This is a genomic window from Promicromonospora sp. NPDC060271, assembly GCF_042726755.1.
Classification (GTDB): Bacteria; Actinomycetota; Actinomycetes; order Actinomycetales; family Cellulomonadaceae; genus Promicromonospora.
On record NZ_JBHXBG010000190.1, the window covers coordinates 1 to 10,050 of the forward strand.

General features: G+C 74.9%; 5 protein-coding genes. All 5 read left to right on the forward strand.

Features of this window, described 5'->3' with window-relative positions:
• Positions 1 to 299: 299 nt before the first annotated feature.
• Genes ACFWE2_RS22005 through ACFWE2_RS22025 form a run of 5 tightly spaced genes read left to right on the forward strand, consistent with a single transcriptional unit; the run spans position 300 to position 10,033 of the window.
• The gene (locus ACFWE2_RS22005) at positions 300 to 5,660 is read left to right on the forward strand and encodes a beta-ketoacyl synthase N-terminal-like domain-containing protein (protein ID WP_377226340.1); all 5,361 of its coding nucleotides are present in this window, start codon (positions 300 to 302) and stop codon (positions 5,658 to 5,660) included.
• A complete protein-coding gene (locus tag ACFWE2_RS22010; protein ID WP_377226341.1) occupies positions 5,657 to 6,748 on the forward strand; it encodes an acyltransferase domain-containing protein in 1,092 nt (363 codons plus the stop codon). The genes ACFWE2_RS22005 and ACFWE2_RS22010 overlap by 4 nt, the downstream gene beginning before the upstream one ends.
• The gene (locus ACFWE2_RS22015; protein WP_377226342.1) at positions 6,745 to 7,743 is read left to right on the forward strand and encodes a ScbA/BarX family gamma-butyrolactone biosynthesis protein; all 999 of its coding nucleotides are present in this window, start codon (positions 6,745 to 6,747) and stop codon (positions 7,741 to 7,743) included. The genes ACFWE2_RS22010 and ACFWE2_RS22015 overlap by 4 nt, the downstream gene beginning before the upstream one ends.
• The gene (locus ACFWE2_RS22020; RefSeq protein WP_377226343.1) at positions 7,740 to 8,444 is read left to right on the forward strand and encodes an HAD family hydrolase; all 705 of its coding nucleotides are present in this window, start codon (positions 7,740 to 7,742) and stop codon (positions 8,442 to 8,444) included. The genes ACFWE2_RS22015 and ACFWE2_RS22020 overlap by 4 nt, the downstream gene beginning before the upstream one ends.
• The gene (locus tag ACFWE2_RS22025) at positions 8,441 to 10,033 is read left to right on the forward strand and encodes an FAD-dependent monooxygenase (protein ID WP_377226344.1); all 1,593 of its coding nucleotides are present in this window, start codon (positions 8,441 to 8,443) and stop codon (positions 10,031 to 10,033) included. Before ACFWE2_RS22020 ends, ACFWE2_RS22025 begins: the two co-directional genes overlap by 4 nt.
• Positions 10,034 to 10,050 lie beyond the last annotated feature (17 nt).

Here is a 10,050-nt window from a genome sequence, read left to right on the forward strand (position 1 = left end):
CGGGGGCTTTCGCCCCCCCGCTCGTGGCCTCCCCGGCCCCGCGGCGTTGCCGGCCCGCCAGTCGGCCCCCGACATATTCCCCCCGCCCCTCCCGGCCCGGCCCGACCCCGTCCAACCCGGGCCCAGTCGGCTCTGGGTGAACTTGTCGACTTCACCCAGGTTTCTCCTATAATAGTTTCCCATGGACGATAGGTCCTGGATACGATCCTGCTCGGCCATCGACAACGATGCGGTAGCCCCGAGGCCGCCTCATCGCCCCTCGGGACTGCCCATGTCACGAGGGGATAGGTGGACTGCGGATGGATTCGCACGAGCATCTGAGGACTGTCGTCGAACTCCTGCGCCGACGTGCACAGGAGGAGCCCAACCGGGTGGGGTACCGGTTCCTGACGCCCGTTCGGGGCGCCGAGCCCGAAGACGTCGCAATGACCTACGGCGAGCTCGACGCGCGAGCGCGCGCGGTCGCCGTCACTCTCTCCGAGTCCGCGGAGCCGGGGGACCGCGTACTCCTGATGACGTCGCCGGGCCTTGACTACGTCGCCTACTTCTACGGGTGCCTGTACGCGGGCCTCGTCGCGGTGCCCGCCTACCCGCCGACCGGCACGCGCCACGCGCACCGGATCGAGTCGATCGCCGAGGACTCGCGGGCACGCATCCTCGTCACGGACGCCGACCTGCCCGAGGGGACCGTCGGCGTGCTGCCCGGCGTCACCGTGCTCGACGTCGGCGGGGCTCCGGTCGACGGCCGGGAGGACGGCTGGCGCCCGCCGGCGATCGACCCGGACGACGTGGCGTTCCTGCAGTACACGTCGGGTTCGACGTCGGCGCCCAAGGGCGTGATGGTGACCCACGCGAACCTGCTGGCCAACTCCGAGACCGCCTGCGAGACGTTCGACATCGGCGCCGACAGCGTGTGCGTCACCTGGGTCCCGCCGTACCACGACATGGGCCTCATCGGCGGGATCGTGTTCCCGCTCTACGGCCGCATGGAGTCCGTGCTCATGGCGCCCACGTCGTTCATCAGGGACCCAGCGGTGTGGCTCCAGGCCATCTCCCGGTACCGGGCCACGCACGGCTCCGGGCCCAGCTTCGCCTACGACCTGTGCGTGCACCGGGTGTCCGACGAGGTCCGGACCCAGCTCGACCTGTCGACCTGGACCCACGCGCTCAACGGCGCCGAGCCGGTCCGCGCCGACGTGCTCGACCGGTTCGCCGAGACCTTCGCGAGCGCGGGGTTCCGCAAGGAGTCGTTCCAGCCGTGCTACGGCCTCGCTGAGGGCACGCTCGTCGTCTCCGGCGCCCGTCCCGGCGGGGAGCCCGTGATCCGGGAGGTCTCCGAGCCCGGTCTCGGCGAGGGCTGGATGCGGCCGCGGTCGGGCGACGAGCCGACCCTCCGGCTCGTCAGCAGCGGCCAGGTCGGGCCAGGCGTCGAGGTGGTGGTGGTCGACGAGACCACCTGGCTGCCGGTCGCCGAGGGCGGCGTCGGGCGCGTCTGGGTACGTGGTGCGGCGGTCGCCGCGGGGTACTTCGACGACGCCGAGCGCACCGCCCGGACGTTCGCCAACCACCTCGCCTCCGGCGACGGGCCGTACCTGGACACGGGCGACCTCGGTGCGCTCGTCGACGGCGAGCTGTTCGTGACCGGCCGGGCCAGCGACCTGATGATCTTCGCCGGCCGCAACGTCTACCCGCAGGACGTCGAGGGGACGAGCACGGAGAGCCACCCGGCCCTCGCGGCGCTGCGTTCCGCGGCGTTCTCGGTCGAGCACGACGGGCGCGAGGTCCTCGTCGTCGTCCAGGAGGTGCCACCCGGACCGCAGAAGGACCCGGACGCACGGCAGGAGATCGCCACGACCGTGCGCAGGGCCGTGCTGCGCGAGCACCAGATCCCGGTCCACGAGCTCGTCCTGGTGCCCCGCCGGAGCCTTCCGGTCACGTCGAGCGGCAAGATCCGCCGGCGCGACACCAAGGCGGCGTACCTCGCCGGCGAGCTGGGCGCTCCCGAGCCGGCCACCTCGGAGGACCGCAACCCCGTCCCCGAACCATCGGCCGGCACGCCCGTCCCAGCGGCCGAGGGAGCGCTCCCACGGACCGCCGCCGAGATCGAGAACCGGATGTGCCACCTGGTCGCCCGGCACAGCGGGCTGGAGCTCGCCCGGGTCGACGCCCAGGCGGACCTCGCCGACCTCGGCCTGGACAGCGTGGGGGCCGTGTCGATCGCGGGAGACCTGTCGGACTGGCTGGGGACCGAGGTTCCCGCGACGTTCGCGTGGGAGCACGGCTCCATCCGCGCCGTGGCCGCGGCACTGGCCGGGGAGTCCCCGCTCTCGGCCCTGGGCACGGCCGCTGCCACGGCCACGGCCCCGGCCACGACCACGACCCCGCTCGCCGAGGCCCCAGTCCTCGGACGCGCGCCGGTCACCGCCGGGACGGCCGACCCATGGACCGAGCCCATCGCGGTCGTCGGCATCGGCTGCCGCTTTCCCGGCGGCGTGCAGGGCCCCGAGGCGTTCTGGGACCTGCTCGTCCAGGGGCGGTCCGGCGTCGTCGACGTACCGGAGGACCGGTGGGACCTCGGGTCCGTCTACGACGCCGACCCCGGCGCGCCCGGCCGCACCTACTCGCGGCACCTCGGCGCCCTGGACGACGTGCGCCGGTTCGACGCGGGCCTCTTCGGCATCCCCGACGCCGAGGCGGTCAAGATCGATCCGCAGCACCGTCTGCTGCTCGAGACGGCCTGGGAGTCGCTCGAGGACGCCGGCATCGCGCCCGACTCCCTCCGGGGCAGCCGGACCGGCGTGTTCGTCGGCATGAGCGGGTCCGACTACGAGCGGCTGACGCTGCGCTCGGGCGACCCGACGCAGATCGACGCCTACACGGCGACGGGCAGCGCCGGGAACTTCGGCGCCAACCGGATCTCGTACGCCCTCGGGCTCACCGGGCCGAGCCTCGTCGTCGACACGGCCTGCTCGTCGTCGCTCGTCGCCGTGCACCTCGCGGTGCAGAGCCTGCGGTCCGGGGAGGTCGACGCGGCCCTGGTCGGCGGGGTCAACCTCGTGCTCACCCCGGACTCGACGGTGGCGCTCTCCCAGGGCCGGATGCTCTCCCCGGACGGGGCGTGCAAGGCGTTCGACGCCTCCGCCGACGGGTACGTACGCGGCGACGGGTGCGGTGTCGTCGTGCTGCGCCGCCTGTCCGACGTCGGCCCCGCCGACCGCGTCGTCGGCGTGATCCGCGGCTCCGCCGTGAACCAGGACGGCCGGAGCAACGGGCTCACGGCACCGAGCGGCAACGCCCAGCAGGCAGTGGTCCGGGCCGCACTGGACGCCGCGCGGGTCGCGCCGGACGAGGTCGGGTACGTCGAGGCGCACGGGACCGGGACGCCGCTCGGCGACCCGATCGAGGTCCGGGCGCTCGCCGCGGCCCTCGGCACCGCCGACCGCCCGCGGCCCCTGCCCATCGGCTCGGTCAAGACCAACATCGGGCACCTGGAGGCCGCCGCGGGGATCGCGGGCCTGCTCAAGGTGCTGCTCGCCGTCGAACGCGGGACGATCCCCAGGCACCTCAACCTCACGAGGCCCAGCCCGCACATCGCGTGGGACGAGCTCGGCGTGACGGTGCCGGGGAACAACGTCCGCTGGGCGGACCCGGTTCGCGTGGCGGGTGTCTCGTCGTTCGGCTTCGGCGGGACGAACGCGCACGTCGTGGTCCAGAGCCCGCCGGTACGGTCCGCGGTGGACGCCCCGGTCGCCGACCCGGAGCCCGTGGTGGTCAAGCTCAGCGGGGCCGACGAGGCCGCCGTGCGCGCGACCGCCGTACGGCTCGCCGAGCGGGTCTCGGCGTCCCTGACCGACGGGACGTCCGACGCCGACCGGCTGCGCGGCTTCGCGTGGGCAGCCGGGGCAGGGCGCGCCGACCTGACCGTCCGGTCGGCGGTCGTCGCGGAGTCGGGCCCCGAGCTCGTCAGCGGGCTCCTCCGCGTCGCGGTGGGCGACGGCGACCTCTCCCGGGTCGTGTCCTCGCCGCCGCGTGTCGCGTTCCTCGCCCCGGGGCACGGCCTGCCCGTCGCGGGGAGCCTCGCAGGCATCTACGGCCAGGTCCCTGCGGTCACCGATGTGATCGACGCGCTCGGCGGGCCGGACGAGCTGCCGCTGTCCGTGCTCGTGACGAACGACCGCTCCGCGACGGACGCCCTCGCCTCCACCCGGGTCACCCAGCCGGCTCTGTACGCGGCCGCCGTCGCGCTGGGCACCTGGTGGCGCTCGGTCGGCGTCGAGCCCTCCATGGTGCTGGGACACAGCGTCGGCGCGTACGCGGCGGCGGCCCTCGCGGGCGTGTTCTCGGTGGAGGATGGCTACCGGCTCGTCACCGAGCGTGGTCGCCTCATGGCCGACGGCGCCCCGGAGGGCGCCATGGTGCTGCTGCGCTGCCGTCCGGAGGACCTCGCGGACCTGCCGCCGCTGGTCTCGGGCGCCGTGGAGGTGGCGGTGCTGAACGGCCCGCAGGACACCGTCGTGTCGGGAGACCCCGACGGTGTCGCCCAGGTGCTGGACACCATGGCGCGCCGCGGCGTGCGGGGCGTCCGGCTCGGGGTGAACCGCGCGTTCCACTCGCACCACATGGACCCGGTGCTCGACGGCCTCCGGACGGCCTTCGACGGCGTCCGGCTCCAGCCGCCCGCCGTCCCCATGGTCTCCGACGCGACCGGCGAGCTCGCCGGTCCCGAGGTGGCCACCGGCGACTACTGGGTCAGGCACACGCGCGAGCCCGTGCGGTTCGGCCCGGCGCTCGACGCCGTCCGCGCCGCGGGTGTCCGTGTGGTCCTCGAGCTCGGCCCGGGCGGCCTGCTCCCGCTCCTCGAGCGGAACGCGGCCGACGGACGGGCCCTGCGCGGGCTGGCGTCGGTCTCGACGGCGCGGCCGGAGTGGGCGCTGCGCGGTGCGCTCGCGCGGTACTGGCGGGAGGGCGGCCAGGTGGACTGGAGCGCGGTGACCCCGCGTCCGGCACACGTGCCGCAGCTTCCGACCTACCCCTTCCAGGGCAAGGCCTACTGGCTGTCCGAGGCACCGGCACCCGCAGGCGCACCGGCCGCCGGCGCACCCGCCGCCGTCGGCACGGACCGACCGGCGACCCCGAGCCGGCCCGAGCCGGCCAACTCGTTCGACACCGGGTCCTGGTCTCCCTCGGGAGTGACCGCGCACCCCATGGTCACGCTCGCGGAGGCGACCGATCCCGCACTGTTGTCATCCACGGCGGGACAGCCGACGACGGGACAGTCGACGGCCGGACTGCCGACGGCGGGCGAGGCCCCCCTCACGAGCCCGGCCGAGGTGCTCGAGCTCCTCAGGGACCGGCTCGCCCCGGCCCTCGGCCTCGACCGGCCCGACGAGCTGGATCCCGACGCGTCGCTCTTCGACCTCGGCCTGACGTCCTTCATGGTCGTCGAGCTGCGCGGCGAGCTGGAGCGACGGCTCGGGCGCGAGATCCCGGCCACCGTCGTCTTCGACCACCCGACCGTCCGGCGGCTCGCCGACCATCTGTCGAGCGGGCTCCCGGACGACGGCCTCGACCACGGCCTCGACCACGGCCTCGACGACGACCACTACACGTTCGCGACCGGCCAGGTCGCGGACCGGGCGATGGGCGGTGAGCGCAGATGATCCGGCACCGGACCCGCCGTCGGCTCACCTTCGTCTACAGCGGCTACGGGTCGCAGTGGCCGGGCATGGGCAGGACGCTCCTGGCCGAGCCGGGCGTGTGGCCGACGCTCCACCGGTGCGAGGAAGCAGTGCGCGAGCTCACCGGGTGGTCGCTGCTGGAGCACCTGAGCACCGACGCGCTACCGCCGGAGGTGGGCGACTCCGTCGCCGCCCAGACGGGGATCTTCACCGTCCAGGCCTGCCTCACCGACCTCTGGCGACGCCGCGGCGTCGTCCCGGACGAGGTCGTCGGCTACTCGCTCGGCGAGGTCGCGGCGGCGCACGCCGTCGGTGCGCTGAGCACCGAGCAGGCGCTGCGGATCGTCGTCCGCCGCGCCGAGGCAGTCCAGCGGTTCGACGGCACCGGCACCATGGCGGCAGTAGGGCTCGACCTGCGCACCGTCGACCGGATCCTGGCCGCGCACGGCGGAGACGTCCACGTCGCCGCCGTGAACGCGCCGTCGGTCATCGTGGTCGCCGGGAGCGACGAGGCGGTCGACGCACTCAGCAGCGACGTCAGCGCCGCGGGCGGCTGGTGGCTCCCGCTCCGCGTCGAGCACGCACTGCACTCGCCGCGAGCCGCGGCCATGCGCCGCCCGATCGTCGAGGCGCTCGCCGACGTCCCGCCGCCGCGGGGCGACGGGCACATCGTGTCGAGCGCGGTCGGCGGGCGGGTGCCCGTCGCGGCGCTGGACGCCTCGTTCTGGGCCGACACGGTCATCCGGCCGGTCCGGTTCCGGGACGCGATCCGGACGGCGTCGGGCCGGCGGCACGACGTCCTGCTCGAGCTCGGGCCACAGGCCACGCTGTCGATGGTGGCCGAGCAGTCGCTCGAGGGCTACGCCACGCGGGTCACCAGCCTCGTGTCGATGCGCCGCGGGACCAGCCTGCACGCGTCCCTACAAGACGTGTCGGACCGGCTGCGCTCGCTGGGCTACGGCGTGCTGCCGGACACCCTGGGCGTCCGGGACGTCCTGCCGCCGCGTCCGCGCCGCGAGTCCGAGCTCGTCGCGCCCGTCAGCCCGACGGCGGAAGGGGCTGGGTCATGAGCCTCAGCTACGCCGCGACCGTCGCGCGCGAGTACGTGCACCGCAGGGCCGTCGCCGAGGTCTTCGTCACCGACACGTCCGCCGCCGGTGAGCCCGGTACGGACGGGACGTACCGGGTGGCGGCCCAGCTCCCGCGCGGACATCTCATGCAGGAGGGTCCCGTCCTCGACTACTCCCTCCTCGTCGAGACGGTCCGGCAGGCGGCCGTCAGCGTCTCGCACCGGCACCTCGGGATCCCGCTGGGTCTCGCGTTCCTCTTCCGTGACCTGGACGTGGAGGTCGACGACCCCGACGCCCTGCGGGTCGGGGCCCGGCCGGCGCACCTGGAGGTCGGCACGACCATCGAGGCGCAGCGGACGGTCGGCGGCCGGGTCACCGGCGTCCGGTTCTCCGGGCGGGTCTTCGTCGACGGCCGCCTCGCGCTCACCGGGCAGGGGTCGCTCATGGTCATGACCCCCGCGGAGTGGAAGAGCCTGCGCGAGCTCGGCCGGCGGCACTCCGTGAGCGCCGCCGGGCCGCTCTCGCAGTCAGCACCGTCGCCCTCCGCGCAGCCGCCCTCCACGCAGCCGCCGTCGCCCGCCCGCCCTCGGACCGTCGGGCGGCGGGACCCGCGCAACGTGGTGGTGAGCCGGCCGGTCCTGGTCGGCAGACGGCGGGCGGAGTCGTTGCTCCACGTCGACACCGGGCACCCCTATCTGTTCGACCACCCCCTCGACCACGCACCGGGCAACCTCCTGCTCGAGGCCGCGCGCCAGTCGGCCGCGGCGGCCGTCTCGCTGGCCCACGGCGGCCCGCAGCCGGCCGGCCTCGTCGTCCTCGCGTGCACGGGTTCGTTCGACGCCTTCGTCGAGCTGGACCTCCCGACGCAGGTCGTCACGGAGGTCGCCGAGCTGACCAAGCGGGGCGCGCTCACCGCGTGCTCCACCCGCACCTCGATCCTGCACGCCGGCAGGGTCGCAGCCCAGATCGACCTCACGATGGGAGTCACAGCATGATCAGCGACCAGTTCAGTGGCCAGACGAGCGGGCAGAGGATCACGACGCTCGTGTTCGACTACGGCGGCGTGCTGACCAACCCGCTCGAGGAGACGTTCTACCTGTTCTGCAAGGCGGTGGGCATCTCGCCGCTGGAGCTGCGCGAGGCCATGGTCGCCTCCGCGCGCGAGCATCGGGCGGACCCGATGGCCGAGCTCGAGGTGGCCGCCATCACCGAGGACGACATGATCAAGCGGCTCGCCGCCTACCTGCCCGACGGCACCCTTGACCGCCTCGAGGGCAAGCCGTTCGGCGAGTGGTGGTTCAAGGGGCGGCGCACGGAGACCGCTGTGGTCGCGGCCATCGCCGGCTTCCGCAGGCGCGGGTACACGACGGCGCTGCTCACGAACAACGTGCGGGAGTGGGAGCCGCGCTGGCGTGCGCAGGTGGACACCGCCGCCCTGTTCGACGAGGTGGTCGACTCCAGCCGCGAGCGCGTGCGCAAGCCGGCCCCGGAGATCTACCGCCGCCTCCTGGAGCGCCTCGACAAGCCGGCGGCACAGTGCCTGATGATCGACGACCTCGAGGAGAACTGCGCGGCGGCCCGCGACCTCGGGTTCAGCGCCGTGCTGTGGACGAGCGCGGACGCCTCCCTGCCGGAGATCGAGGCGGTGCTGGCCGCGGGCGCCGCTCCGGCTCCGGTGGTCGAGGGCGCGTCGTGAGCTCGCCGGAGGTGGTCGTCGTCGGCGCCGGGCCGGCAGGCCTCGCCGCGGCCTGCACGCTCGCGCTGCAGGGCGTGCCCGTCCGGGTGTACGACGCGCGGCAGGGACCCGACGAGCAGCCCCGCGCCCTCGTGCTGTGGGCCGGCTGCCTGGAGGTGCTCGACCGCCTCGGCGTCGGGGACGACGTCCTGGAGCAGGGCCTGGTCCTGCAGCGGGCACGCTACTCGTCCGTGACGCGCCCGCTGTTCACCGTCGGGTTCGGCGCCCTGGCGGGGACGCGCTTCACGCGTCCCGTCTGCCTGCCGCAGCCCGTCGTGGTCCGGCTGCTCCTGGACCGGGTGGCGACGCTCGGTGTGGACGTGCGGTGGAACCACCGGGTCACCGAGGTCAAGCTCGACGACGACCGCGCGGTGGTCCAGGTCGTCGACGCGGCGGGCACGACGTCGGAGGTGGCCGCCCGCTGGGTGGTCGGCGCCGACGGGTCGCGCAGCGTGGTCCGGGAGGCAGCGGGGGTCGAGATGGAGGGCCGGACGTTCACCAGGGAGTTCCTCCTGGTCGACGGCCGGGTCGTCAGCCCGGACCTGCCGGCCGACGAGGCACGCTACGACCTCGGGCCGGACGGGGTGCTCGTCGTGGTGCCGCTGCCCGACGGGACCCACCGGGTCTTCGCGGACCGGGAGATCCCGCCCGACGGCACACCCGACACGGTCTTCGACGACGCGCTGGCGGCACTGCGGCAGCGCCAGCCGTCGGCGACGATCAGCGACGTGCGCTGGGCGAGCCGGTTCCGGGTCCACTCGCGGGTCGCCCGCGGGTTCCGGCGCGGGCCGGTCCTGCTGGCGGGCGACGCGGCGCACGGGCACTCGCCGGCCGGCGGGCAGGGGCTCAACACCGCGGTCCAGGACGGCTTCGACCTCGCCTGGCGGATCGCCGCCGTGTCCGGGGGAGCCGACCCCGCAGTGGTCGACGGGTACGAGGCCGAGCGGCGGCCGGCCGCGCAGCGCGCGGTCCAGCAGGCCGACGCGCAGACCAAGCTGTGGCTCGTCGCCAACCCGGTGCGGCGCAGGCTGCGGGACGCCCTCCTGCGGACCCTCGGCAGCAGGGCGCGGTTCCAGCAGGCGGCGGTCGGCCGGCTCGCGCAGCTCGACCTCGGGCTGCGGAACAGCCCCGCACTGGTCGAGGGGCAGGTACCCCGCGGGACCGGCCTGCCGGCCGTGGGGCGCTGGAGCGGGCTGCCCGTGCCGCCGCGCGACGAGCTCGGCTGCGCCGTGCGGCACCGCCTGGTCGTCTCCGGCCTGACGGCGCGGCAGCGTGCCGCGCTGGCCGACGAGGCGCCCTCCGGTGTGCTCGTCGTCGACCCACCCGCTGCGGACGCGGCGGGCACGGGAGCGGCGGGCGCGGGGGGCGCGGTGGGACGGCCGTCGGTCGTCTGGGTGCGGCCGGACGGCGTCGTCGGCGGCGCGACGGACTGGGACGGGCGGGGCAAGATACTGCGCCTGCTCGGCACTCGGCCGGCGCTCGGCCGGCGACCGACGGCGGTCCCTGAGGCGCGGCCGGTCCGGACCGAGAGTGGGGTGGCGAAGGGCTGACGTGCCATCGGCAGGCC

Excerpts from the sequence above, each read along its gene's own strand:
- ACFWE2_RS22015 (WP_377226342.1), top strand. The coding sequence starts at position 6,745 with ATGAGCCTCAGCTACGCCGCGACCGTCGCGCGCGAGTACGTGCACCGC.
- ACFWE2_RS22010 (WP_377226341.1), top strand. The coding sequence starts at position 5,657 with ATGATCCGGCACCGGACCCGCCGTCGGCTCACCTTCGTCTACAGCGGC.
- ACFWE2_RS22005 (WP_377226340.1), top strand. The coding sequence starts at position 300 with ATGGATTCGCACGAGCATCTGAGGACTGTCGTCGAACTCCTGCGCCGA.
- ACFWE2_RS22020 (WP_377226343.1), top strand. The coding sequence starts at position 7,740 with ATGATCAGCGACCAGTTCAGTGGCCAGACGAGCGGGCAGAGGATCACG.